At 41.7% G+C, this 26,967-nt stretch carries 22 protein-coding genes; 12 read left to right on the top strand and 10 right to left on the bottom strand.

Annotation, left to right across the window (positions count from 1 at the left end; all coding sequences use genetic code 11):
- Nucleotides 1-240 precede the first annotated feature (240 nt).
- From LU635_RS03135 to LU635_RS03125, 3 genes are read left to right on the top strand one after another with little or no spacing between them, the layout of a single operon-like run.
- Entirely contained in the window at nucleotides 241-783 is a 543-nt protein-coding gene (locus LU635_RS03135; protein ID WP_240096092.1) for a DinB family protein, read from the top strand.
- Between the two features lie 24 nt (nucleotides 784-807).
- Nucleotides 808-1,236: an SRPBCC family protein gene (locus tag LU635_RS03130; protein ID WP_240096090.1), complete on the top strand. Its 429-nt coding sequence runs from the start codon at nucleotides 808-810 to the stop codon at nucleotides 1,234-1,236.
- Nucleotides 1,237-1,287: 51 nt separating this feature from the next.
- Complete coding sequence (locus LU635_RS03125; RefSeq protein WP_240096087.1) at nucleotides 1,288-1,836, top strand: GNAT family N-acetyltransferase; 549 nt, start codon at nucleotides 1,288-1,290, stop codon at nucleotides 1,834-1,836.
- Here LU635_RS03125 and LU635_RS03120 read toward each other — a convergent pair.
- Both LU635_RS03120 and LU635_RS03115 read right to left on the bottom strand, forming a co-directional pair.
- Nucleotides 1,833-2,027, bottom strand: a complete 195-nt coding sequence (locus LU635_RS03120) for a helix-turn-helix transcriptional regulator (protein WP_240096085.1) — start codon at nucleotides 2,025-2,027, stop codon at nucleotides 1,833-1,835. The genes LU635_RS03125 and LU635_RS03120 overlap by 4 nt on opposite strands.
- On the bottom strand, nucleotides 2,024-2,428 hold the full coding sequence (locus tag LU635_RS03115) for a hypothetical protein (protein ID WP_240096083.1): 405 nt from the start codon (nucleotides 2,426-2,428) through the stop codon (nucleotides 2,024-2,026). The genes LU635_RS03120 and LU635_RS03115 overlap by 4 nt, the downstream gene beginning before the upstream one ends.
- A 236-nt stretch (nucleotides 2,429-2,664) precedes the next feature.
- Here LU635_RS03115 and LU635_RS03110 point away from each other — a divergent pair, with 236 nt between their 5' ends.
- Nucleotides 2,665-3,423, top strand: coding sequence for a response regulator transcription factor (locus LU635_RS03110; RefSeq protein ID WP_240096081.1), 759 nt, complete (start codon nucleotides 2,665-2,667; stop codon nucleotides 3,421-3,423).
- Between the two features lie 4 nt (nucleotides 3,424-3,427).
- On the opposite strand, the gene LU635_RS03105 is transcribed toward LU635_RS03110, so the two are convergent.
- Both LU635_RS03105 and LU635_RS03100 read right to left on the bottom strand, forming a co-directional pair.
- On the bottom strand, nucleotides 3,428-4,096 hold the full coding sequence (locus LU635_RS03105) for an FAD-binding oxidoreductase (protein ID WP_240096079.1): 669 nt from the start codon (nucleotides 4,094-4,096) through the stop codon (nucleotides 3,428-3,430).
- Between the two features lie 317 nt (nucleotides 4,097-4,413).
- A complete protein-coding gene (locus tag LU635_RS03100) occupies nucleotides 4,414-5,556 on the bottom strand; it encodes a hypothetical protein (RefSeq protein ID WP_240096077.1) in 1,143 nt (380 codons plus the stop codon).
- A gap of 162 nt (nucleotides 5,557-5,718) precedes the next feature.
- Here LU635_RS03100 and LU635_RS03095 point away from each other — a divergent pair, with 162 nt between their 5' ends.
- The 8 genes from LU635_RS03095 to LU635_RS03060 all read left to right on the top strand — a co-directional run bounded on the left by LU635_RS03095 (nucleotide 5,719) and on the right by LU635_RS03060 (nucleotide 14,834).
- Nucleotides 5,719-6,978: a sensor histidine kinase gene (locus tag LU635_RS03095; protein WP_240096075.1), complete on the top strand. Its 1,260-nt coding sequence runs from the start codon at nucleotides 5,719-5,721 to the stop codon at nucleotides 6,976-6,978.
- Nucleotides 6,971-7,675, top strand: coding sequence for a response regulator transcription factor (locus LU635_RS03090; RefSeq protein WP_240096073.1), 705 nt, complete (start codon nucleotides 6,971-6,973; stop codon nucleotides 7,673-7,675). Before LU635_RS03095 ends, LU635_RS03090 begins: the two co-directional genes overlap by 8 nt.
- A gap of 216 nt (nucleotides 7,676-7,891) precedes the next feature.
- Nucleotides 7,892-8,278 (top strand): hypothetical protein, encoded by a 387-nt coding sequence (locus LU635_RS03085; RefSeq protein WP_240096071.1) that lies wholly within the window; start codon nucleotides 7,892-7,894, stop codon nucleotides 8,276-8,278.
- 74 nt (nucleotides 8,279-8,352) lie between these two features.
- Entirely contained in the window at nucleotides 8,353-9,537 is a 1,185-nt protein-coding gene (locus LU635_RS03080) for a TolC family protein (protein WP_240096069.1), read from the top strand.
- Nucleotides 9,538-9,553: 16 nt separating this feature from the next.
- Nucleotides 9,554-9,808, top strand: coding sequence for a hypothetical protein (locus tag LU635_RS03075; protein ID WP_240096067.1), 255 nt, complete (start codon nucleotides 9,554-9,556; stop codon nucleotides 9,806-9,808).
- Nucleotides 9,809-9,817: 9 nt separating this feature from the next.
- Nucleotides 9,818-11,317, top strand: a complete 1,500-nt coding sequence (locus tag LU635_RS03070) for an efflux RND transporter periplasmic adaptor subunit (protein WP_240096065.1) — start codon at nucleotides 9,818-9,820, stop codon at nucleotides 11,315-11,317.
- A gap of 37 nt (nucleotides 11,318-11,354) precedes the next feature.
- The gene (locus tag LU635_RS03065; protein ID WP_240096063.1) at nucleotides 11,355-11,711 is read left to right on the top strand and encodes a four helix bundle protein; all 357 of its coding nucleotides are present in this window, start codon (nucleotides 11,355-11,357) and stop codon (nucleotides 11,709-11,711) included.
- A 42-nt stretch (nucleotides 11,712-11,753) separates the two neighbouring features.
- The gene (locus LU635_RS03060) at nucleotides 11,754-14,834 is read left to right on the top strand and encodes an efflux RND transporter permease subunit (protein ID WP_240096061.1); all 3,081 of its coding nucleotides are present in this window, start codon (nucleotides 11,754-11,756) and stop codon (nucleotides 14,832-14,834) included.
- An 87-nt stretch (nucleotides 14,835-14,921) separates the two neighbouring features.
- Here the strand turns inward: LU635_RS03060 and ggt are convergent, their stop codons facing one another.
- The 6 genes from ggt to LU635_RS03030 form a co-directional block, all read right to left on the bottom strand.
- Nucleotides 14,922-16,607 carry a gamma-glutamyltransferase gene (gene ggt, locus LU635_RS03055; protein WP_240096059.1) on the bottom strand — a complete coding sequence of 562 codons (1,686 nt, stop codon included), beginning with the start codon at nucleotides 16,605-16,607 and terminating at the stop codon, nucleotides 14,922-14,924.
- Nucleotides 16,608-16,769: 162 nt separating this feature from the next.
- Nucleotides 16,770-19,439, bottom strand: a complete 2,670-nt coding sequence (locus LU635_RS03050; protein ID WP_240096057.1) for an alpha-L-rhamnosidase-related protein — start codon at nucleotides 19,437-19,439, stop codon at nucleotides 16,770-16,772.
- A gap of 8 nt (nucleotides 19,440-19,447) precedes the next feature.
- The gene (locus LU635_RS03045; protein WP_240096055.1) at nucleotides 19,448-21,955 is read right to left on the bottom strand and encodes a glycoside hydrolase family 31 protein; all 2,508 of its coding nucleotides are present in this window, start codon (nucleotides 21,953-21,955) and stop codon (nucleotides 19,448-19,450) included.
- 83 nt (nucleotides 21,956-22,038) lie between these two features.
- Complete coding sequence (locus tag LU635_RS03040; protein WP_240096053.1) at nucleotides 22,039-23,664, bottom strand: PKD domain-containing protein; 1,626 nt, start codon at nucleotides 23,662-23,664, stop codon at nucleotides 22,039-22,041.
- 21 nt (nucleotides 23,665-23,685) lie between these two features.
- The gene (locus tag LU635_RS03035; protein WP_240096052.1) at nucleotides 23,686-25,440 is read right to left on the bottom strand and encodes a glycoside hydrolase family 66 protein; all 1,755 of its coding nucleotides are present in this window, start codon (nucleotides 25,438-25,440) and stop codon (nucleotides 23,686-23,688) included.
- Nucleotides 25,441-25,478: 38 nt separating this feature from the next.
- Entirely contained in the window at nucleotides 25,479-26,963 is a 1,485-nt protein-coding gene (locus tag LU635_RS03030; protein ID WP_240096049.1) for a SusE domain-containing protein, read from the bottom strand.
- Nucleotides 26,964-26,967: the final 4 nt, after the last annotated feature.

Here is a 26,967-nt window from a genome sequence, read left to right as displayed (position 1 = left end):
AAATATTTTAAACGTTTTCGAAAAGTAAGATTTAAATTTTAAAACCCAAAAAATAATTAAAAATAAGATTTTTTATTTACGTAACATTATTTTTACAATTTACTACATATTCTAAAAACAGATGATTGATTTCATGAAGAATCTAATTCTTTCATGGTTTTAGAAATGTAGAGAAAGCTTTCTAATGAAAAAATCATTAAATTCATTATAGAAACCATAAGCCATATATTTTAATAAAAAATGGAAAAATGGATTAGTCGCATTGATGATATCACCACAAAATTCCTGGATAGTTTTGGTGATTTGAGCAAGGAAGACCTCAACAGGAAACCTGATATGCAAACCTGGAGCATAGCTCAGAATATTGATCATTTAATAAACCTCAACAGGTCTTACTTCCCCACATTTGAAAACCTTAAAAAAGGGAATCAGGAGCTTCCCTTTATTGCCCGATTTGGATTTGTGGTATCGTTTTTCGGAAATATGATAAAGAAATCTGTAGATCCAGGCCGCCAGAAGAAAATGAAGACCTTCCCTATCTGGGAGCCTTCTAAAAGCGATCTTCCCAAAAGCATCCTGAAAGAATTCCAGGAAAACCAGGATAAACTTAAAGGTTATATTAGAGATTCTGCTGATTTCGTACATCAGAATATGGTTATCTCTTCTCCTGCAAACAGGAATATCGTATACAAGCTTGAAATGGCCTTCGACATCATAGTAACTCATGAAGAAAGACATTATAACCAGGCCAGGGAAGTCCTATCACTGTTGCCTAAAACTTAATACACAAAATAAACCAACTGAACCATGGAGCAAAACTCAAAGAAGACCTTAAAGGTTGAAACAGAACTTCGGCTTCCTGCAGAAAAGGTCTGGGAATACTGGAACAAACCTCAACATATCACAATGTGGAACTTTGCTTCAGACGACTGGCATTGCCCGATGGCAGAAAATGACCTGAGACCAGGCGGAAAGATCACTTCTCGCATGGAAGCGAAAGATGGAAGCATGGGATTCGATTTCAGTGGGACTTATGAAGAGGTGAAACCCTATGAACTTATCAGTTATTATCTTGATGATGGAAGGAAAGTGCAGATAGAATTCACCCCCCTGGAAAACGGGACCAGACTAACTGAGAGTTTTGAAGCTGAAGAAACGCATTCACTGGAACAACAAAAGGCCGGATGGCAGAGCATCCTTAATAATTTCAGGAAATATGCCGAAGCAGTATCATAACAATTATGACACTTGGCTTATTTTCGCAGTCAAAATCTCGCTAATCATAAAATGAAAGAAAGGTATATTTTCAAATCTGCCAGGCTGGGCTTCAGAAACTGGCAGGAGACCGATCTTGATAAGCTTTATAAGATCAATTCAGACAAACGGGTAATGGAATTCTTTCCTTCGATAGTAAGCAGAGAAGACACCAAACACTTCATCAGCCGAATGAAGGAAATGCTCACCGCACATGGATTCTGCTATTTTGCGGTGGAAAAACTAAATACGGGAGAATTCGTCGGTTTTACCGGTCTCGCAGAGCAAAATTATGAATCTGTAGTTACTCCATGCATCGATATAGGCTGGAGACTGGATGCGGAATACTGGGGTCAGGGTTTTGCAACCGAAGGCGCCAAAGCCTGTCTCGATTATGGTTTTAAGGATCTGGATATTGAGAAGATTAGGTCCATAGCTCCCGTAATTAATAAAAGATCAATTCAGGTTATGAAGAAAATCGGCATGGAAAAACATACCGATTTTGATAATCCTTTTTTAAAAGACCATAAAAGCCTGGAGCGTTGTGTATGCTATGAAATAAGGAATATTAAAAAAACTTAGCTTTCGTCCTCAAAAATTTCTTCTATTGGCAGGCCGAACAATCTTGAGATCTTAAACGCAAGTGGTAAACTGGGATCAAATTTTCCTTTTTCAATGGCGTTTATAGTCTGTCTGGAAACACCCGTCTCCTCAGCCAGCTGGGCCTGTGTCATTTCCTTTTCCGCTCTTAGTACTTTTAGACGATTTTTCATTTGTACTTAATGTTATTAATTACAGTTGCCACGATATAAGTAAGTCCCATCACTATCACTAAATAAGATATCTCGGCATCATTGGAGATCACATTAGTAGTATCCAGCATGGAATAACCAAGTCCTACTACAAGCGTCACGCCCAGTGTAATCCCCATAGCTTCCAGACTTATCTTACGCTGTAACTCGTCCAGCCCATTAAGGTATTTCATATTAGCTATAATCATTCCTATCCCAATTAGGAGGTTTACAGAAATTGTTATAATCGATATAACAGGGCTCTGATAACAGAATTTATACCCGAAAGAGACTAAAGCAATAGTTAAAACCCATGCAGCCGTCCAAAGTGCCAGATTAATGCTCTTCCTTTTGTTCCTGGCAGTTAATTTATTATTCTTCATAGTAAAGTATATTTGATTTTTAGTAAAGTAAACTTTACACAAATATATCCAAAAATCCGAATATGTCAAGTTTTATTTACTCAAAGTAAATATATCGAGAGAAATACTAATAGTAAAATCAGCTATCAACTGGTAAATACGGTCCAGAAAACCAGTTTATTTATAAGTAATTTCAGGTGTTTATATAAATTTTCATTAGCTTCATGGGCTCTTACGCGGCATTAAAAAGTATTTCAATGAAAATATATGAAAGTGATTATCTCATTATTCAGTTTGAAAAAGAAAATGATCGCTTTGTACAGTTCTGGAAATCGTCCCCTGCTTCCTTCAAAACTCTGAAAGTAGAACTTTTAAACTACACCGGTTTATACGAAAAATATAGGCCCTCCCAGGCCTTATGGCTACAACAGCATTTTTCATTACCTCTTGACAAACAAATGGATGAATGGATAGAAACAAATGTGAACATTCCATGTGTTGAAAATGGCAATGAAAAGGTAGCTTTTGTAGTGGGAAAAGACGTGCTTGTACATCTAAGCGTTATAAATTCTTTTGAAGAAACAAGTTCCATAGTTAATCACAATCATTTCGCCTCGGAGAAAGAAGCCCGGGAATGGCTTGATGAGTCCGATACCGCACATGATACAAATTCTGAAATCACCATATTATTTGAAGGCATAGATGAAAACGGGAATTCTATCATTAAAATCAAACGACCTTCAGGGGATATATTCAATACAATAAAATCTTTCAGCAATCTTATTGAAGAAAACAAATTCATTAAATCAAATATCGAAAAGTACTCCAAACTAACCAAAAGGGAAAAAGAAATCCTCGTGATATTTTCAAAGGGTTTAAAGCAGCAGGAAATAGCCGACGAGCTATTCATTTCTATACAAACTCTTCGTACTCACTGGAAAAATATCAAAAAAAAGCTGGAAATAAAGTCACTTACTGAAGTGGTTAAATATGTCCAGGCTTTTGAAATGAAATAGCCTCTTACTGGTCATCCAACTGGACTGAGTTAGAAGAAGCACCCAAGTCTTCAAGTATTTCACTGATCGTTTTGGTCATCTCCGGAGGGCCACATACGTAAAAACGTGAATCGAAATCTTCTACATTGTTAAGCAGAAAATCTTTATCTATATAGGCATTTATATAATCAGTATCCTCCTGGTCGGTGATCACATATTTTACATTTTCCCCAAGCATAACATCCAGTTCATCCTTCAGAATTATATCTTCATCGGTCTTATTGGAAAAGAAAAGAATAATATCCTTTAAATCACCTTCACGCCTCAGGTCCCGTAAGATAGCCAGATAGGGTGTGATGCCGGCACCTCCGGCAATGATATATCCCGGCCCTTTATACTCAATGGCTCCCCAGGTATCCCTGACTATGAGTTCATCACCTGGTTGCAACTTCCCCAGTTGTTCGGTAACGCCATTATGTTCCGGGTAAATCTTAATAGTAAATTCAAGGAAAGGGTCCTGGTTGAGACTGGTAAATGTAAAAGGTCTTTTTTCATCCCTCCAGTCTTTGTTATTAATAGAAACTTCTGTGGCATGCCCCGGAGTAAAACTGTAACCTGAAGGCTTGTCCGTCCTGAAACGCTTTACGTCATGAGTTACATTACCTACCGATTGAATTTTGACTATATGTTCCATTTTTCTTTTTAAGGTAGAATTTTTCCTTTGAAGAAAAAACAGTGAAACTCCTGAAGATCAATTTTTAACCCTTTGTATAGAGAATCAAAGAAGATTTTAAGGTAGTTTTATAAAATAAGGCTTCCGAATTTGAATTAAAAGCATGGCGCCTTGAGGGATCTGATGAAAATATGTGTCATAAAAGCTTTATCCATATTTCCAGGTTTTATTCTGAAGCAAGTTAACTGGGATGCAATAGAAAAAATCTAAAAAAACCTCCCGCTGTATCGGGAGGCTTTTGTTTGCCTCAATTCCAACTAAAAATATTAAGGGCTTTATTAATCGATCTGAAAATCTGATTTGGATTCAAGTTTATCAACTTCTTTTCCTCTAATCCTGTAAGAAATACCAATATTGATAAGATAATCGGCAAAGGCAGCATCACCATTTCGGGGTTGTCCAGTTCCAATCTGCGTTTCGAGATCGGTTACACTTTGAGGCCGTTCTCTTCTTACTGCCACAGGAACATGCAGATTTAGCGAAAAGTCGTTCTGAGTAAATGAAATTCCTGGATCAACCGAAAGCACATTCCCTGGCCTTCTAAAACCTGCACTACTTCCAAAAACATCCTCCACAGGAACTCCTTCATACCGGGCTCCAAGGGATGCTGAAAAGGTTTCTGATATGCTATAGCCGAAACCGGTATTAAGAGAGAATTGATCAGGGACAGACATGATAGCCTCATTTTCCAGAATTGGGCTCAATGTTTCTCTGGAAGTCCTGATGCCATTAGTTCCCTTTGGGTTAAAAAGATAAAAACCTCCACCGTAAACAAAGAGGTTGGTGGTTAAAGCCCTGTAAAACTGGAAATCTGCGGTGAATCCAAATCCTCCATCTCCCGGCTGTATAGATTGGTCTACAGGCCTAACCTGAGAGGAACCGTCAGGACCTACATTGTAAAAAATATCGGTAGCATTATAATTTCCGGTAGGTAGCTTTACTCCCATACCCAACGCCAGATTTCCTTTTTGACCGGTTTCGGGCTCAAAAAGCCAGTATCCTATTCCCAATCGTATATCGGCCAGACCCCGCGAGAAGGTACTATTTCGTTCCTCCCTACCATGCTCATACAGCGAGGAACGTTCATTTAGAACCATAGGGATTGTGAGACCGGCATACAGTCTGTTGGTAATCCCATAATTCAGGCTGAAATCCCAGGAATGAGAATAATTAATCACTTCCGTATTGTTAGAAACCCGGTCTGGTTCTTCTTCTGTACCTTTAAAATGTCTGAACGATTTGAAATACCGGTAATTCATACCGATTTGAAAGTCGCCCTCCGCCAGAAGATTGCTTTCAAGTTCATTTCCCATACTACAGGAAAAATGCCTTATCGCCACACAACCCTGTGAAGACATTAAAATTGGCGAAAGCATCGCCGAAAGAATTAAAAAGTAAAAAATCGTATTTCTTAACTTCATTAAATGAGTTTAGAGGTTAGAATTATATCTGGGGACCAATCTAGAGGAAATTAGTACTTAGTGGTAGTAAGCAGAGGTCAATGAAATTAATGAAAGGTTAATTGAGTTAATAATTAACTAATTCTGACGCAAAAAGGGAATTTTTAGTATTATAGATCTGTTTTGAAGAAAAGAATAATCTATATAGGCATTTTTATCATTTCGGTAGTGGGATTATTCATAGTCCAGTACCAGTATTTAAGGATTGGCCTGAGCCTTGCTAAAGTACAGTTTGAGCAGAAAGTTGAAAATACCGGTAATGAGCTAAAGAAAGAACTTGTAAATGAGAACCAGTTAAGCTTTTTGATCGCAGAATCCTTCAGCGATAGAAATTATTTCAGTTTAAGCCGGGATAGTTTACAGGATGCATCCAGATATTTTCTGAATGATCTTATTGAAAAAAAGCTGAATGAAAACAAAATAAAAACAGATTTTTCATATCATTTATTTTCAAAAGACAGTCTTATAAACCTTGCCTCCCCAACAGAATTTGAAGATGATGAATCATCTATAAAATACCCCGTGATATTAGAAGGCTATTTACCTGATGTTTTAAAAAAAGAGCTAACCCTGCAACTGGAGTTTCAGGATCTGAACGCTTACTTCCTTTCTCAATTAAAAGGCCTGCTTATACCCGGATTACTTTTTCTTGCCATCATAATATTCGTGGTTATCTGGATGCTGCGTTTATTTTTCTGGCAGCGTAACCTCATCACCATTACCAACGACTTTATCAATAATCTCACCCATGAGCTTAAAACTCCTGTATTTTCTATAGGCATTGCCACGAAGATCCTGGAAAAGGACCTGAACGAAAAGCAAAAGCCCATCCTTTTTCAGATAAGGAAACAGGTAAGCCGTTTAAACAACCATATAGAGCAGGTATTGGGACTGGCAAGCCTGGAGTCCAAAGAGATCATAGAACTTAAAAAGGTGGATCTACGACCAGAACTGCAGGAATGGTGTGAGGATTTCAAAATGCTGGCAGATCTTGAGAATTTCCAATTTAAATATGATCTGGAACCTGGAAAATATATGATAAAAACAGCCCTTTTCCATTTTGAAAATGCCATAAATAACCTCCTGGACAATGCGAAGAAATATTCTGAAGACCCAGAAATATTGCTAAAAGCCTATACAGGCAAAAACCGGCTTTTTATTAGTATCATTGATAATGGAAAGGGAATTTCTAATAAAGAGAAACGTCACATTTTTAAGAAATTCTACAGGGCTTCTGAAGGCAATCTGCATAGAACCAAAGGTTATGGCCTGGGCTTAAGTTACGTGAAGGAGATCGTAAAGAGGCATCGGGGCCGCATAAAAGTTCTAAGCGAACAAAATGAAGGAACCGAAATCACTATTTTAATCCCTTTAAATGAATAAGAAAAATAAAATATTACTGGTTGAAGACGACGAATCTCTAGGCTATCTGCTTTCAGAATATTTAAAGATCAAAGGTTTTGAAGTTTCCTGGGCCAAAAACGGTAAAGATGCATTGGAACTAATAGAAATTCATCCCCATCATCTAATTGTTCTGGATGTGATGTTACCAGATATAGATGGATTTACGCTAGCCAAAAATTTAAAAAACACCTATCCCGAGATTCCGTTTATATTTCTAACTGCACGCTCAATGAAAATAGATGTTTTGAAAGGCTTCTCTCTTGGTGCCATGGATTACCTTAAAAAACCTATTGATGAAGAAGAGCTTGTTACAAGAATAGAAGTACTCATTTCAAGACTTCACCCGGAGGGCAGAGAAGAAATAAAGCAACAGGATATATATAACATTGGTGAGTATGTGTTCGACTCCAGGAATCAGAAACTACAATTCAATGAGGAAATCTTTTCTTTGACTGTCCGGGAAAACGAGCTTCTTTTATATCTGGCAAAAAACATGAACAATCTCTGCAAGCATAAGGAAATTCTGGATTTGCTATGGGGCAAGAATGATTATTTTAACCGAAAAAGCCTGAACGTATTTGTTTCCCGGTTAAGAAAGTATCTAAGCAAAGATCCTTCAGTAAGCATTGAAAACCTTCATAAGAAAGGATTTATCTTAAAGGCTAACCGGAACTGAGTACTTGCCTCCTTCCTGATTCTAAGGATTCTCCCTAATTCGGAACGGTTCTGAAAATATAACTACAAAAGAAGTGTCTATATAAAAATCTGTTTTCATTCCATAATGCTGAGATATTTAGTTTAAGACGAATATCATTTACATTATTCTTATATTTGAGAAGTGCGTTTAAAATCTCAAATAAAAGCCATAGTTCTGCTTGGGATATTTATACTGATGACATTCCATCAGGTAATTCCTCATGCGCATCACGAGCATCAGCCAGAAAAGAGAGAGATCACTCACCACCATCATTTTGATGAACATCACCATCACGAGGATCAGAAAGAACAGAAAGAAAACCATGGCTTCCTTTCTTATTTACTGGCGATTCACTCTCATGCAAGCAGTTCCAATGAAATTCCGCTTCTAAAAAATCAATCGGAAAATTTTAGTTTTAAAAAGATTGCAGCTAAAAAGAAATTTGCACAGGAATACACTTCAGAAGTTTGGGTGTTGACTATGCAGGAATTAGCCAATCCGGAAGTCTACCATCCTCCCAAACATTATTTCAAGCCTTATTTAACTATTCTCTCGCTCAGGGGACCTCCCCAATTGGTTTGATCAGCACGTCAGTCCGCTGTTATTAAACAGCAGTCCGAATTCTATTATATAGATTAAACTAAAAATCACAATTTATGTACAGGTATATAGTTTCCGCCGTCTGCGGATTCCTTATCTCTATTGGCTCCTTTGCTCAGGAGACGGGACTGGAAGGTATCCTGAAGGAGATAAGCCAGAATAACAGGCAACTCAAGGCATATCAATCTTTTATTGCCAGTAAGGTTCTTGGAAACAAGACTGAGAATAACCTGCAGGATCCTGAGGTTTCAGCTTTTTATCTTCCGTTCGGAGAGCACGCGACCGACGATTATTATGAGTATCAGATTTCACAGCAATTTGAATTCCCCACGGTTTACGGCGCCCGAAGCAAAAGGATCGATAAACAGAAAGAGTTACTCGAACTGGAATATAAAACCCTGCGACAGGAAGTGCTTCTGAAAGCTACGAAACAGCTTGTGGAGCTGCAAAACCTCCAGCAGCGTAAAGAGCTGGAGCAGAAAAGAGCCGAACAGGCCAAACAGGTGTATGATCAGATCCGGCGGTTATTCGATGCGGAACAGATCGGGATCCTGGAGCTGAACAAGGCCAAGGTTGCCTGGTTGCAGCAGCAGTTTGAAATGGATCAAATAGAAATTCGTATCAGGAACACGCTGATGAACCTTCAGAAACTGAATGGTGGAAACCCGGTTCAGGCAGATCAAATTCAGTTCTTTGAAGATCCGGAAGTTGCCGAAATGCAGACGCTCTGGGAAGCAAAACTTTCCGCAGATGCCGAAGTTCAGATGCTGCCTGCCCGTGAGTCCCTTGCGGAGTCAAAAGTAAAACTGGAAAAGAATAAGGTCCTGCCTGATGTTACTATTGGTTATAATTACCAGGGAGTAAATTCCAGTAATTATTCCGGGTTTTTAGGCGGGCTTTCGATTCCGCTATGGAACAGTAAGAATAAGATAAAAGCAGCAACGGCAAATCTGGAATATGCCCAGGCCAATACCGATGCCGAAACTGCTGAACTTTATACCAGGTTTCAGGAAAATTTTCAGCAATACCAGTTATTAAAGAGAAAATACGAAGAATACCAGAAAACCTTTAAGGACCTGAATTCCGAAGAACTTTTATTTAAAGCCTATGATCTTGGGGAGTTTTCTTTTCTGGATTATTATCGGGAAATTGAATTCTACCGGCAGGCCTATAACAAAATGCTGGAAATGCAAAAAGAGCTTTTTCAGCTGAAGGCAGAACTTTTAAAACATCAATTATAATTTAAAATTAAACATTATGAATTTCAAGAATCTATTTTTAGCAGCAATATTAGTATTTGGTTTTTCAGCTTGTAGAGATACAGCAAATGAAGACCACGGGCACGAACATGAAGAGGGAGCTGAAGCTCACGCTCACGATGAAGACGGAGGGCATATGGACGGAGAGCATATGGAGCAGGAAGAATTTAAGGTTGGTGAAGATTCCCTGGATATGAGCGAGGAATCCGGTAAGCATATGCATGACGATGGAACCGAACATCACGATCATTAAAAATCAGATATGAGATATATTTTTATAGTATTCATCTCGTTGTTGCTTTTTTCCTGTGGAAATAAGGAGGAGGGACATGCACATGATGCAGAAGGAAACCACGTAAGCTCAGGAGTTCCGGCGATAAGCAAAACCATCTGGACGGACCAGACAGAGCTTTTCGTGGAATTTCCGGTCTTGGTGGAAGGGAAAACCAGCAAATTTGCGGCCCATTTTACTGTTCTGGATAAACACCAGCCGGTTCGGGAAGGTTCGGTAACCGTAAGTTTGATCAAGGGAGACAGCGGTATCCGCCATACTGTGGAATCGCCTTCGTCTCCGGGAATTTTTTCTCCGGCTTTACAACCAAAAGAACCGGGCGTTTATGATCTGGTCTTTGATCTGGAAACTCCTGAGTATTCAGACAGGATTGTGATCGAAGACGTTCAGGTCTATGTCTCGGCTGCGGCAGCTTCAGAAAATGTAGCGGAAGCAGAAGATGGTGGTATCAGTTTTTTGAAGGAGCAGGCCTGGAAGATCGATTTTCAAACAGAACCTGTGACGAAAGGTGAGGTCTATGACATTGTTCATACTTCCGGTGTCTGGCAAGCCGCGCCGGGAACCTACAAGACCCTGGCGGCCGGCGCCAACGGAATGGTGAATTTCGTTTCAGAAAACCTGACTGAAGGAATAGAAGTTAAACAGGGTGAACTATTGATGAATTTGAGCAGTGAAGGCCTTTCTTCCAATAATATCCAGGCAGAGATCGCCCAGGCGAAAGCCAGGTACGATCAGGCGAAGGCTGAATATGAACGGAAAAAAGAACTTTATGAGGATAAGATCGTTCCCAAAGCAGAATTCGAAAAAGTGGAAAGTGATTTCCGCATAGCCGAAGCGAATTACCGAGCCCTAGCTTCAAATTACGGAGCAGGCGGAAAGCAGATCCGCGCCCCTTTTGACGGCTTCATCAAATCCATCAACACCTCGAACGGAGACTATGTTGAACAGGGAGCAAATCTGGTCACTATTGGAACTGACAAATCCCGGCTACTGAAAACACAGCTAAGTCCGTCAAAAAATCCCAGCAAAGAATCCATTGCCAATGTCTGGTACAGGAATGAGAACGGAGACTGGGAGGAAGTTGAAGCTGCAGGAGGATCTGTAGTTTCCGTAGGTAAGGAAGTGGAAGACCTTAAACCAATGATCCCTGTGTATATCAAGGTGAACGATGTGGTTGAAATGCCTGAAGGTAGTTTTACCGAAGTACAGATCGCCATGGGTGAAGCTGAATCGGGGATCGTAGTTCCTGAAGCCGCTCTGCTGGAAGACTATGGAAATTTTTCCGTGATCGTACAGACCGGTGGTGAAAGTTTCGAGAGAAGACCTGTAAAGATCGGGAAACGAAACGGAAAGAACGCGCAGGTAATAAGCGGACTTGAAGTCGGAGAAATTGTGGTTACAACCGGAAACTACCAGGTTAAAATGGCTTCAATGTCAGGTCAAACCCCGGGTCACGGACACGAACATTAAATTAATTGTGAGTTTTGAATTTTTAATTAAGAATTCTATGAAAGAAGATAAAGATAATATTATACGATCAAAATCATTTGATTTTGCCCTTTTGATCATAGAATTATATAGGCAGATGCTGGAGGAAAAGGAATATGTTCTTTCTAAACAGCTTCTTCGTAGCGGTACCAGTATTGGTGCTAATATCGAGGAAGCCAGTGCGGCAATTAGCAGAAAAGATTTTATAGCTAAGATGTCTATTTCAGCTAAGGAAGCAAGGGAAACTTTGTACTGGTTAAAACTCATAAACAAAAGTAAGATTGTGAAAACTGATGTTTCGGAATTACTTGAAAAATCAGATGAACTTATCAGGATCCTGACTTCCATTGTAAAGACTTCTCAAAGTAGTACCTAATGAAATTCAACATTCAGCATTCAACATTAAAAATTATGAATAGTGTTAAATAAGATATTATCAGTTTCGCTTCAAAACAGGCTTCTGGTTCTTCTGGCGGCAGTGATATTGAGCGTCACCGGGTTTTACCTCGCACGTGATATGAACGTGGATGTATTTCCTGACCTTACCGCGCCTACTGTAACCATACTTACTGAAGCTCACGGAATGGAGTCGGAAGAGGTAGAGAAACTTGTGACCTACCAGCTTGAAACCGCGATGAACGGTTCGCCAAATGTGAGAAGGATCCGTTCTTCTTCAGCCGCGGGGATCTCCATCGTTTGGGTAGAATTCGACTGGGGGACCGATATTTATAAGGCAAGACAGATCGTAAGTGAGCGTATCCCGATGGTTCGTGAAAACCTGCCAGGTGGAATAGGCGCTCCTACAATGGCACCTATCTCCTCCATTATGGGTGAAGTGATGCTGTTGGGAGTCACTTCAGACAGTCTGAGCCCGATGGAACTAAGAACCTTATCTGACTGGCAGATCCGTCCAAGGATCAAAGCCATCGGAGGGATCGCAAACGTGGTGGTGATCGGCGGAGATTACAAACAATACCAGGTTTTTGCCGATCCTGGTAAAATGAAATATTACGACGTAAGCCTTACTGAACTTACAGAAAAAGTAAAGGATGCAAATACCAATGCACCGGGTGGCTTTTTGAACCAATACGGAAACCAGTACATCATCAAAGGTAGCGGCAGGGCTTATGCCGTAGAGGACCTGGAGGAAGCAGTTGTTAAACAGGTAAATGGCCAGAGCATCAAGATAAAGGATATAGCGAATGTAAAAATAGGCGCAGCTGACAAGATTGGTGACGGTTCCCTGAACGCGAAACCAGCGGTTATCCTGACGATTTCCAAACAGCCCGATGTGAATACACTGGAACTTACGGAAAGACTGGACGCAGCAATCGCTGAACTTGAAACCAGTCTCCCGGAAAGCGTGGAGATCAAAAGCCAGATCTTTCGGCAGGCAGATTTTATTGAAGCCTCCATCAGCAACCTGAATATGACCCTGCTGGAAGGAGCCTTTTTTGTGATCATCGTGCTGTTCATTTTCCTGATGAACTGGCGAACCACCTTTATTTCATTGCTGGCCATCCCAATTTCATTACTGGTATCAATTATCGTTCTTAAAATGCTGGGCTATACTATCAACACGATGAGTCTGGGAGGTATGGCAATCGCGATCGGGGCACTGGTAGATGATGCCATCATTGATGTGGAGAACGTTTATAAACGTTTACGCGAGAACATCCGAAAACCGAAAGCAGAAAGACAGTCGGTGATTACTGTAGTGCGGGAAGCTTCCGTGGAAATTCGAAGTTCCATCATCATTGCAACCCTTATAATCATAGTGTCTTTTGTGCCGCTGTTCTTCCTTGGCGGAATGGAAGGCAGGTTGCTGAAACCTCTGGGAATTGCTTTCATAACTTCAGTCCTTACTTCCCTGGTTGTGGCGGTAACCGTTACTCCGGTATTATGCACATATCTTCTGAAAAAGGAGAAAATGCTGCTGAAACAGGCTGAGGGGACTAAAGTCGAAAGATGGTTGGAGCATCGGTACGCCGCGACACTTAACCGTGCCCTTAAGATTCCTAAAACGGTGATCGCGATTACCGTGATCGTATTTTTACTGAGCATCGGGCTTTTTACCCAATTAGGGAGAAGTTTCCTTCCTGAATTCAATGAAGGTTCGATGGTGATAAGCGTGGTTGGACCACCCGCGATGTCGCTTGAAGAAAGCAATAAGACAGGAAAACAGGTAGAGCAATTGTTGCTTGAAATGCCTGAAGTAAATGTAGTTACCCGAAGGACCGGCAGGGCTGAACTTGACGAGCACGCCCAGGGCGTGAACGCCGCCGAGATTGATGTTCCGTTTACTTTGGAAGACAAATCCAAGGAAGAATTCTTTGAAGACGTACGGCAAAAACTAAGCATCGTTCCCGGGGTGAATATCACTTTAGGGCAGCCTATCGCTCACCGTATTGATCACATGCTTTCAGGAACCAGAGCCAATATTGCGATCAAAATTTTCGGTCCAGATTTGCAACAGTTATATGAAATTGGTAAAAATGTAGAGGAAAACATCACTCCCATCGACGGACTTGCCGATGTAGCGGTAGATCAGCAGATTGAGGTGCCACAGATAAAGATCACTCCAAAACGCCAGATCCTCTCCGCTTACGGAATGAGCGTAGGGCAGCTAATGGAGCAGGTGGATATCGCCTTTGCAGGCCACGAGGTAGGAGAGATCTATGAAGGTCAGAAGTATTTTGATCTTGTAGTGCGATATGAAGAAGGCTTCAGGAACAGCATCGAGAATATCAAAACTGCTTTGATAGGGCTTCCAAACGGTTCACAGGTCCCGCTTGAACAGCTAGCGCGTGTTTCTTCTGTAAGCAGCCCTAATACCATCAGCAGGGAAGATGTCCAACGTAAGATAGTTGTCGCCGCCAATGTACAGGGACGTGATCTGAGAAGCGCGGTAGAAGAAATCCGGGAAACCGTGAATTTTTCGGTGGATATTCCTGAAGGTTACAGAGTGCAATATGGCGGACAGTTTGAAAGCGAGTCTAGAGCTTCTCAAATGCTTTTGATCACTGCCGTTATCGCGATAGTCGTGATATTCCTTTTGCTGTATTTCGAATTCAACAATGTGAAACTTGCATTTGTGGTGCTGATCAATTTGCCACTTGCGCTGATAGGTGGAATCCTGATCGTTTACTTTACATCCGGAATTGTAAGTATAGCATCAACTATTGGTTTCATCAGTTTGTTCGGGATCGCTACGCGGAATGGAATCCTGCTGGTTTCGAGATATGAGGACTTACGAAAGGAGGGCCTTAGAGGATACGAGCTCATCAAATCCGGTGCGCTGGACAGGCTGAACCCTATCCTGATGACCGCCTTTACAACAGGTCTCGCACTTATTCCGTTAGCCTTAAAAGGAGGAGAACCCGGAAGTGAGATCCAAAGCCCGATGGCGGTGGTGATCCTCGGTGGATTACTTTCGGCAACGCTCCTAAACCTCGTGGTGATACCTTGTGTATATGATCTGGTTACCAGGAAAGATTAATTATAGGAAAGGTTTATTCAAAAGAAAACCCGGCTGGTAGCCGGGTTCCTGGTTTATTAAGGTTCAGATGATTATAATTTTCAGGAATTAATATCCTGCGGCCTGGCCATCCTTTCTACTTTCAGATGCACCAAAATAGACCTTGTTTTCCGCATCATACATAATAGCCTGATAACCTCCGAACGCCCCGAGCGTAAAGCCAACATTATGGCCCATATGCATTAAGGCTCTAACAGTTTCATAGGGGAATCCTGATTCCAGTTGTAAGGTTCCGCCATCTGTCATTTTATAATCGGTTGGCTCTGAAGAACCTGTATGGTGTATTCGGGGCGCATCACCTGCTTCCTGTAGTCCCATTCCAAAATCTACCAGATTCATTACAATCTGAGCATGACCCTGTGGCTGCATGGCACCACCCATAAGGCCGAAACTTACCCAGGGCTTTCCGTCTTTGGTCATAAAGGCCGGTATAATGGTATGGAAAGGTCGTTTTCCGGGTTCGTACACGTTCGCATGTCCTTCCTCAAGGCTAAAAAGCTCTCCCCTGTCTTGAAGCATGAAACCCAATCCCGGCGGCACCATTCCCGATCCCATACCTCGATAATTACTTTGTATCAGGGAGACCATATTTCCCTCTCCATCGGCAACTGTGAGGTAAACGGTATCTCCATCCTCAAGTTCCCCGGCATCATAGGTCTTGGCTGCTCTGTCAGTCTTAATAAGTTCTCTGCGACGGGCTGCGTATTCATCTGAGAGCAATTGTTCGAGCGGTATTTTCGCGAAATCAGGATCAGCATAATATTTTGCGCGATCTTCAAAAGCCAGTTTTTTCGCTTCAGTAAACAAATGCACATGCTCAGGACTGCCAAAGGGAATGTTGTCAAAGTCATACTCTTCCAGGATCTGCAGGATCTGCAGTGCGGCAATACCCTGGGTATTTGGAGGAAGTTCCCACACATCTACGCCCCGGTAGTTCACAGACACCGGTTCCACCCATTCTGATTTGTGATTGGCCAGGTCTTCATAGGAAAGAAAACCTCCCTGTTCCTGTATAAATTTGGCAATGGTACGGGCAATATCCCCTTTATAGAAGGCATCCCGCCCATCGTTTGCAATTTTTTGCAGGGTACTGGCTAACTGCGGATTTCTAAATACCTCCCCGGTTTCAGGCGTATGTCCTCCCGGCATATATACTTCCTCAAAATTGGGATATTTGGCCATCCAGGAGCTCCGATTCAGATAAAAAGCTATGAGTTCTGTAACTGGAAAACCTTCTTCTGCATACTTTATTGCAGGTGCCAACACCTCTTTCATCTTCATACTTCCAAAGCGGTTATTCATTTCATACCAGCCGTCTACCGTGCCTGGCACAGAAACGGGAAGCGGACCGTGTGAAGGAATCGATTCATGGCCGTTTTCTCTGAAATAGTCCAGAGTAAGATCTTCTGGAGACCGACCACTACCGTTAAGACCATACAATTTTTGTGTTTCCACATCCCAGATAATGGCAAAGATATCTCCCCCAATCCCGTTCCCGGTAGGTTCCATTAAGCCCAGGGCAGCATTTGCAGCAATGGCGGCATCAACGGCATTACCACCTTCCTTCAGGATATCCAGCGCGATCTGCGTCGCCAATGGATGGGAGGTCGCGGCCATACCATTCTGTGCGATAACGTCTGAACGGGTTGCAAATGTTTTCCCGGTGATCCTGTCCTGGGCAAAAACAACACTTGCCCAGCATGTAAGTATAAAGAGAAGAAAAAACTTTTTCATATTGATGTATGTTTTAGGGATTATCAGATCCCTAAAATAAGGAAATAATAGAGATGCCGGGGTTGGAACGGTTCTAAGTATTTTTCAGGCGGACCGGGTAGTGAGATCTAGAGCCCTATGGCTGTCCTGATCCCGGACACCCCTGTGACATAATTTCCTGATCTAATTCAACTGAATTACCCTCATATAATCCAGCATGGCCCTGTTTACATCCACATTCATGTTGTTGTTCCAATCCTCAAATTTAAGTTTCAGGTCATTTTTACCTTTTTCAAGTTCCACCGTAAAGGAATTTGAATATCCCCAGTCTGACCACTCATCCTTTCCACGCTGCGGAAAAATAACTGCACCTTCATAATCTGAATTCACGTAGAGGCTACGAATGGCGCATTTATTATCGGTATTCCAGGGCCCACTTCCATTTGAATAGCGAAAATCGAGAAGATATTTCCCGGTCTGCTCTACTGTCACTGGAATTTCGATTTCCCTGTGGGTCCCGGTGGAAAGTTCTACAAAACCATTCCCTGAATAGTTAACATAGTTCTCGGAAGATCTCTTTGCAATATTCTCCAGTTCAACTTTATTCATATCCTGATAGATCCAGATTGGTTCACTGGTAAATGATTCAAAGCCATCAGGACCAATAGCGCTTACCTTATATTCTGAAAACTGACCAGGGTCTATTTGATATTTATTTTCAGTGATATCTTCCACTGCTTCACCATTCTTATAGATCCTGTAGTTTTCAGCATTCCTGATAGGATTCCATTCCAGCCTGTCACCATTAACTTTGACCTGGGGATTAGGCAAGGAAAATTTGTTTTCTACCAGGTTAATATCACTCTCATCAAAATCATTATTTGCCATTTCAATCTCTATAGTATGCTCCCCGGAAATATCTGCCGGTAAAAAGTTATCTTCTATAATCTCTCCATCCATTTTTACAGCCCGGGTCTTATTTCCGTAGCCTTTAACCTGAATGTTAAGATTAGCATTCCTGTATTCAAAATTAGAAAGTGACTTCATTCCATTATAATTCCTGGGAATTACCGGATTGAAACTGATTCCATCTTCCCTAAATTCCATTCCCATAAAAACGCGGTGAACCATCGCCAGGTTACCTGCCATGCTCCATAGCATTCGATGGGAATTGATCTCGGTTCCCTCAAAATCTCCAGATTCAGCCACAAAATTCTCATAATTACTCAGGAACAGTGCAGCAGGCCGGTATATGGCAGCCAGGCCATGGTTCAGAACTTTTTCATTTCCTGCCTTCGCAGCAGCAAGGTTCCAGTAAGACTGTACAAAAGGCCAAATCCCGTTATTATGATAAGGTGGGATTCCAGGAATTTGCGGATAAATGGAAGTCACTCCAAAAGGAGTCACCGGGGATTCAGAAACTATTCTTTCAGATTTCTCCTCATCAGCCACATCAAAGATCACGGCAAGTGCCTCCCCCAGCGCCTCAAATCTTGGCGAAACATTCATATACTTACGCCCGTACAGATACTGAGCATAATAACCTTTGTCTTCCTGCCACAAAAGTTCGTTTATCGCATTCTTAATATTTTCAGCCCTCCCGGCGTATTTTGAAGCATCCTCACCTAAGGCATTTGCCATTTTTTCCAGAATTCGATTCGCCTGATAATGAACCACATTTGTTCCAAGGTTCATACTTTCTGCTATATCCATATTAGACATCCACTTCGGGTAGGTTTGCTCCCTCCAGTCAAGGAATGAAGATTCACCTTTATAAAGACCATTTTCGGCTTTAATGGTTTTATAGTCATCTTCCAGGGTATTACGAATGATCTCATAACTTGATTGCAACCAGTCTTTATCTCCTGTGATTTTATATAGTTCCCATGCAGCCACAGCCCATACGGTACGATCTGAAGATACCGGCCAGGCCCCGCCGGAACCCGTATCCTGAACAATTCTTCCTCTTTTCACCTTTTTCATAAGACTAATTCTGGCTATCTCTGGCTCATGGTAAGCGAAGGCCAGATAGATACTATAACTGATATCCCGGGTCCACACCCCTCCCCATTCGGCACCGGTACGCAACGTACTGTCCGGCTCAATATTCTTTAAAGCTTCTTCAGTAGAAAGCTTAAAAAGAGCATCCACAATTGGCTGATCTGATGTATAGGATGGTTTCTTAGAAATATCTTCTGAAAGCTCCCAACTCTTTATCTCTTTTTGGGTAGCATCATAGGGATTCATTTTCAGAGTAATTGTATAAATTCCATCCCCATTCTCATCTTTCAGCTCCAGATCATTCTCCTCAAGATTCGAAAAATCCCAGGTAAGCGGTTCAGAACCCCCGGCTATATAGAATCCTTTAAAATCCTGTCTGGCAATCCTGCTCCCATCAAAAGCCTCATAATATCCCTGTGACTCGAACTGTTCCAGTACCGGATTCATATCAACTCTAAAGGTATATTCATAATTTGGCGGGAGCTTTTCCCCATGATCCTCCGGTGTATATTCATCTGGTTCACCAAAAACAAATACCGGCGACTGGTGCTCTCCTTTTTTGATTAGAACGTGATGGTCTGTCCCCGAAGGCATCTCAATATCCTTTTCATTGATGGTAAGCTTGAAGCTGATCAAATTTGAATAGTTCTCGCTTGCCGGACTTTTATAATTGGAACTGATGTTTTCAGAAGAAAGGATCTCAGCCTTGTGTTTACCCTGAATAACAGAATCCTTATAAACGGTAAACTGGTCTGATTTATATAAGGTATTATTATCCTGCTCAGGCTTGGTTGCGCATGAAAGTATCATAGATAATGATAGCAAAATAAAGGCTTTGATAAAAATTTTCATTGGGGTATTTAATATTTTAAAGTTATTTCAAGGCTTTCTTTAGTGTCAGGAATAAGGATCTGCAACATCTTTTTCTCCTTATCATAATGGTAACCGCTCTTATCGAATTCTGAATTCCAGTTTTCCTGAAGCTTTTCTATTTTAGATTTTTTCAGCTTTTCAGAATTAAGCGATACAGATGCAGGCTTTTCTGTAAGATGAACTTCAAGCCAGTAATTTCTTTTTGTTGAATTGTCAAATCCGCCTGAAACTTCCGGTTCGTTGATTTCTATATTCATTCCTGAAGTTGACATACTGGTCGCGATTCTGGTCTTCACGAATTCACCATGCTCATAATCATTGGTAGTACCATCATCTTCATAAATCGTAAATTCAGAGGTCTTTTTTGAAGGGAAGATCTCAAGGATCATGGGTGCATTATCCATTTGACCGATATAATCCATCACCGGCATTTTAGGTATGATCGATCCGGCCTTTACAAACATCGGGATCACATCAAGTGGGGCATCCACCTCAATTTCCTGCTCTCCTTCATATAGCTTTTGTGGATTATTATAATCGAACCAGTCGCCTTCTGGCAGGTAGACCTCCTTTATTCTTTCTCCCTCTTCAACCACCGGAGCTATGAGAATTTCCTCTCCAAAAAGAAACTCGCCTTCGGCATGATAGGTTTTCTCATCACCAGGATATTCCAGTACCAGGGCCCTCATGATTGGCATTCCCGTATCATAGGCTTCCCGTGCATAGGTATAGAGATAGGGATGTAACTGGTATTTTAATTCAATAGATCTTTTTGCGATCTTTTCTGCTTCCTGTCCAAAAAGCCAGGGCTCTACGGCATTGTTGCCTTCATGGTGAGCACGACTTAGCGGATTGAAGATTCCGAATTGCAGCCATCGAATGTAAAGCTCGGCGAATTCGTCATAATCGGTAATCTCTCCGCAGTAACCTGAAATATCGGTGGTCCAGAAAGGTATTAAACCCATTCCGGCAGAAAGTCCCACGGGGATCTGGTTGGCGAGATTATCCCAGCCATCTGCCACATCCCGTCCATTCCCGCTGTCTCCACTCCAGCCGAACGTATAACGCTGCATCCCGGCATATGCCGCCCGGGTCATTTGGAAGACACGGGTATTTGGATTGCGTTGATTGAACTGTTCCGTCACCACTTTATCCCAGGTAAGACCATACACATTATGGATTTCATCATGCATACCCAGATGGTGCTTCATATGAAGACGATCTGTGCTTTCTTCATTGCTCCAGGCAGGTTCACCCATATCGGTCCAGAAACCTTTTACACCATCATCAAGCGGTTTTTGCTGGAGCTCGCCCCACCAGTCGGCAACACCTGGTTTGGTAAAATCCACCACCCCGGCATTTCCTCCCCAGGGCCAGGGCATATCGTAGGCTTTTCCGGTCCTGTCATCCAGCACAAGGTATCCCTCATTATTAGCTTCTTCCCACTGGGCTTTGGTAGCCTGGGAGATCACTGGATCCTGGGAAACGATCACTTTGAATCCCTTTTCGGCAAGATCTGAAAGCATATCTTCGGGATCATCATACCTGTCTTCCCTCCAGTCAAAATTTTGAAGTCCGTCCACCCAGCCTATATCCTGGTAAATTATATCGCAGGGAATATTCCTTTCACGATATTCTTTAGCAATATCCCTTGTTAGATTTTCATTAGTAAGCAACCCGCGACTTTGCGACCAGCCCAAAGCCCAGTTTGGTGGCATAATAGGCTTTCCGGTTAGGCGAAGGTAACTTCCAATGATCTCCTTAAAATCCTTACCATACATGAAATAGTAAATGAAAGGACCGTCAGGTGCAGAAAAAGAGAAATAATCTTCATTCTTATCCCCAAAATCAAATTCGGTCTTATAGGTATTATCCAGAAAGATCCCATAATTATGGGTACTAAGGAAGAAAGGAATACTCTTATAAAGTGGGTCCTCATTTTCAGAATAACAGGGTTTGTCACTGTTCCACATTTTATAGGAACGTCCCCTTCTGTTTAAAGGACCGGCTTTCTCTCCAAGTCCAAAGAATTGCTCATCCTCCCTTAAAACCTTTCTGGTTTCAACTCCTGAACCATCGGTGACATAAGCTTCAGCATCAAGATCCCCTAAAACAAGCCGCTGATATTTATCAAAGATCTGCACCTGCAATGGAGCTTTCTGAACTATTACTCGAAGATCTCCGGTAAAAACTTCAAAATTTGAAGCCGATTCACTGACATCTACTTTATAGTCCTTATCGAATTCATCATTAATTACCGCGAAAGATTCGTTGTTCCTTTTAAAACTTCCATCAGGAGAATACCAGAATTTAATATTGCGGGAATCCAGGAATTTTAAAGAAAGTTTTGCACCCTTATCACACCCAAAGATCACCCTGTTCCCGTTTAACTCATAAGAATTACAGTTTAAAGACTGCGAATCCTGGGAATAGGAATTACAGATAAAAATGAAGCTTATTACGAGTGTTATGTTGCTTAGAAATTGCTTTAACATAGCTGATTTGTATTAAAAAATTAGCCGGACACCTCAATCAGAACTGAAATGTCCAGGCTAATTGTTCTCTATTTTAAAATTGATTACCGGGCTTCGAAAATTATGGTTTCGTTATAAAGATCTATCGTGATCAGATAATTCCCTTCGGTTTCTGCAGTAACTATCCATTTATTATCTGGCCCGTCACAGCCTGTGGTCACAATATATTCTGCATCAGCCAGGGACTGATTGGCCTCAGAAGCATTAAGCCATTTCCCGTCGCACCACTCTCCTGTAAAAGTTGAGATCTTCAATTCACCCGGACTTAGATAAGCCTCGTAGGTGAACACAAAGGGATCTTCTGAACTTTGGGTAAAGGCTTCTGAAGGGTTTTGCGGATTCCAGCCATTAGGACTGGCATCACCAATCGCATATAATTCAGAAAATTCAGGAGTGAGCTCTTCGAATGCAATGGTTCCTGCTGTAATATTCACGATTATAGCATAACGCCCCTGCGTTTCTTCGGTCACCACCCACTGATTATCGGGTCCGTCACAGCCCTGTGTGATAATAAATTCAGAGGTTTCCGGAATGGCCTGATCGGCATTTGCAGAATTCAGCCATTCACCGTCACACCAGTCCCCGGTGAAAGTCGAAATTTTAAAGTTTCCGGGGCTCAGCTTTGCTTCATAAGTAAATACTGAAGGATCGGTTTCACTTTGCGTAAAGGCCTCCGGACTGGCAATATTCCAACCGCTTTCTGTAGCATCTCCAACTATATACAGATTCGAATAGCTGGTTACAGCTACTTCCTCAATAGCGATACTTTCTGTGGCAAGGTTTAGAGTTATCCTGTACCTTCCTTCTGTTTCTTCAGTAACCACCCACTGATTATCGGGTCCATCACAGCCCTGTGTGATTATATAATCTGTAGAGGTTAATGGAACCGAAGCCTGGGCCGCGTTTATCCATTCCCCATCACACCAGTCACCGGTAAAAGTCGAGATCTTGAAATTCCCCGGAGTAAGATCGGCCTCATAGGTAAAAACAAATGGATCTTCCTCACTTTGAGTGAATGCCTCAGGGGAGCTGATGTTCCAGCCACTTGGAGAAGCGTCTCCAACAATATATAGTTTATCATAGTCCGGCATAGGATCGGTCACCTCAACCTGAATAGTGGTCTCGGCTGAACCGCCATCACCACTAGCCGTGAGCGTTACACTATAAGTTCCGGTCTCGGAGTAAGTATAAGTAGGAGCCTGCTCGGCAGAGGTTCCCGTTCCATCGCCGAAATCCCATGAAAATGTATCGACATTCTGACTAAAATTTTCGAAATGTATGGTGAGTGAATTATCTTCATCAGCATCATAAGAGAAATCAGCCATCGGGATCCCGAAAACCGTAATTTCAGTAGACATTTCTGCCGATTTTTCGCCATTTATGGCTGTAAGCGTCACAACATAATCACCCGGCCCCTCATAAAGATGGGTAGGATGTTTCTGGGTGGAAGCTTCAGATTCATCTCCAAAATCCCACATGTATTCTTCTGCGTCTTCACTTGAATTAGTAAAACTTACCAGTTGTGGATTATCAGGAATCCTCTCGACACTAAAATTAGCCTCGGGCTGAGGAGTTTCAGCAATAATTTCATCTTCGCTGCTACAGGAACCAAGTGCTAATACTAAAAGCACAAGGACCGGAAGGGTAAATATTCTATTAATTTTTTTCATAATTGATAATGTTTTTAATGCCTAGTTTTCCAGTACGATCATACTCCAGTATTCCAGATAAGGAACCTGAACAGTTACTTTATTCCCTGTACTGGTGAATTCAAGTTCATGAGAAGCACCACCATCAACATCCGGAGAAGCGAACCACACCTTTGAAGGAACCTGGGCGGTTTCAATTACCAGTTCAAAACCTTCCTTCACTTTAGGAGCGGTTTGAATTTTAGAATCATCTCTCCACTGAAGTGTGCTAAGACCGTCAAAATTGAGTAGATGCACAACCTGCTTATCGCTTAATTGTTTACCTACTGCAGCAGTTTGAGAAAATACCGGAGGCCAGTTGTTAACAGTAACATCTTCACCGATAGTGGAAACCGCTGGCATATTAAAAGTCCCTCCATCCCTTAAAAGATTTTGATAAGCTACCTGGAAGTCATAATATTCCTTAAGCTTTTCGCTTAATTCTGAAGTCATGGAAAGCTTGGTATTCGGGAAATATTCACTGGAAAGCATATGTTCCCCAAGCTCAAGGTGTGCTCCTCCAAAGGCGAAGATCACTGCATCTGCCATAAGCACTGAAGGGGTATTGAAATTGCCCTCCTGTGAATTGTAGTTCATATAAGCAGCCAGTACAGTGTTCAGCTCTCCATCAGAATATTCATAATTTTCCTTTATCACCTGCACGAGATCCTGATACTGGTACCTGGACCATACCTCGGTATAAGCAAAATCAACCGGACTGTTCAATATCTTCTTCTGCCCAAACTGGTCTACCGCATTAAGAACCATCTTTTTATCCGGAAATTCTTCATTCAGCTCAATCAGGAAATCCTGGTATGCTTCGGGAAGGGCCACCTGATAGCCATTATAGTCATATACGGTTCCACGGTTACCCAATTGATCCAAATGCCAGCCCGCAAAATCAAGATTAGAATACACAACTTCGGCTTCATCAAAAATGTAATTCTGCCATTCTTCATTGGAAGGATCGGTAATAAGAATATCTCCCAGGTCTCCCAGGCCATGTTTGTTTACAGAGTTATGAGTGCGATCGTTAAATATTAACCATTCCTCTTCAAAACCATCTCCTTCTTCAGGATGCCATGCTCCGAAAAGCAGGTTATAGAACATGGAAGCCATATTCCTTTCTTTGGCAGATTCCACATAACCTTCAACAGTTTCAAAATATATTTCCCTGTTGAAAAGATCTGCCCAGGAATCAGCAGGATTCCCGCTGTCATCTGTTGGCAATGGAATATGATGTTTACTATGCCAGTCGTAATATTGCAGTCCGTTAATATGGTAATCCTTCAAATTATTCAGAACATCAACTCTCTCACCTGCAGATATATTCCCGAATTCTGAAAGGAAGCCATAACGAGGAAATCTGGTCCAGTCTGAAGAGACATCGACTCCAACTGTTCCAAGTACCGTCTCTTCCCCTCCTGTGGTTTTTACCAGTTCCACCATATAGCCCCTGAAATCTTCAGAAGGCGGCGTCCAGGTCCAGGTATGGGAAGAAAGGTTCTCCTCTGCCACCACTTCGCCCAGATATTTGTATCTCACCATAGTGTTCTGATGAGTTCCATTCACCGAAAAAGTTACTTCCTCGCCAGGATTATATCTGGCTTTATCTTTAGTAAAATCAAGTACTTCCCGGTATGTCTGGTCTGTTCCTTCTTCTACCGGCATCTCCAGAACCTCATCATCACTGTTACAGGAGCCAAGGAAAATCAGGATCGCCAGCTGACCAATTATTAATAATCTGTTTCTTTTCATTTTATATCTTTTTAAGCCTTGCGGCATTATTTTTATTCTTAAAGCCGGGTAATACTCATAGTTTCAGCATCCAGATTGATGCGAATCTCATAGGTGCCGGCATCGCCATCCTGAAGTTTCCACTTATTATCAGGACCTTCACAGCCAGGGGTTCTTATAAAATCTGTATTATCTATAGATTGTGATGCAGTAGCTGAGTTAACCCATTCTCCACCGCACCAGTCACCGGTTTGATTTGGAAATTTGAATTCCCCCGTAGGATTGTCAGCTCCCAGTTCACCGTTAAAAACGAAGTCTCCATTGTCATAAGTCAGTTCCACCGGGTTAGCGATATCCCAACCTGCAGGGCTTCCGTCTCCTACTATATATAGCTTGATCTGCTCAAACTGGATTGTATTCTCAATAGTGTTAATGGTCACCCGGTATCTTCCGGCCGTTTCTTCGGTTACCAGCCAGGTATTGTCTGGATCACAGCCAGGATTTTGCTCTACGGAACCATTTTGCATAGGCACATCATCCTGAGAAGGGCGATACCATTCCCCACACCAGTCTCCAAGAGGGCCGGCAAATATTTTAAATTCACCAGGGTTGAAATTTCCTTTATAAGTAAATATGAAAGATTCTTCAGTGCTCTGGGTGAATTCGGCAGGAGATTCTATGTTCCAGCCACTTTCAGTAGCATCACCTACTATCCAAAGCTTGTCAAAAGGACTGCCTTCGACTGCATTGATGGAAATGGTTTTATTTAAAAGATCGACCCTAATCTTATAGTTTCTTTCCTCAGTGATTGTCCACTGGATATCATCTCCGCTTCCTCCTTCATTGTAAACTATCACAGAATCATCATCAGGGTCTTTGGTATAGAAATCCTGGCAGAAACAATCATCCTGACTCACAGCAAATTTGTAATTCCCTTCGGTTAGCTGGCCTTCGTAAACGAACACTCCTCTTTGGGAGCCGGAAGCAGAAAGTTCAATGGCATTTGCTATATCCCAGCCATTAGGTGTGGCATCACCAAGGATGAATAGTTTATCGGAAACCGGCTTAAATGTCGTTACAGTAAAATTTGTTTCAGCAGTCTGAATTTCTCCGCTGGTAACAACTTCGGCCGAAATTCTGGCTTTCAGATTATAGGTTTCTCCGGCATTAAGTCCGCTTTCAAGCAATCTGTTGTTAAGGCTTCCATGATCTACAGAATAGCTAAACCTGTTCTTTTCTCCTTCAACAGGTTCCATAATGGGATCTGAAAAGTCATTATCGGCAAGGTCGATCGCCAACGTATAACTGATAGCAGAATTTGTCCCGTTATTGGTTCCTGTAGACCAGTTAAAATTCACCTCATTATTGATAAATTTTTCCTGTAGATCCAGTTCTGATGCCGAAACGCTCAGATTCAGTTCATCATCGATATTATCAAATGACGGATCATTGAGCTCATCGCTTTCACAGGAAACACTAAGGATTCCCATAAAAAGTGCCAGCATCAGGACCAGCTTGTTTTGTATGTTATTAAATCTTTTCATTTTG

Origin of the sequence: Christiangramia crocea (assembly GCF_022410465.1) — a bacterium.
GTDB lineage: Bacteria > Bacteroidota > Bacteroidia > Flavobacteriales > Flavobacteriaceae > Christiangramia > Christiangramia crocea.
The sequence above is the reverse complement of the archived record's forward strand: the minus strand, read 5'-3'. Positions and strand labels throughout refer to the sequence as shown.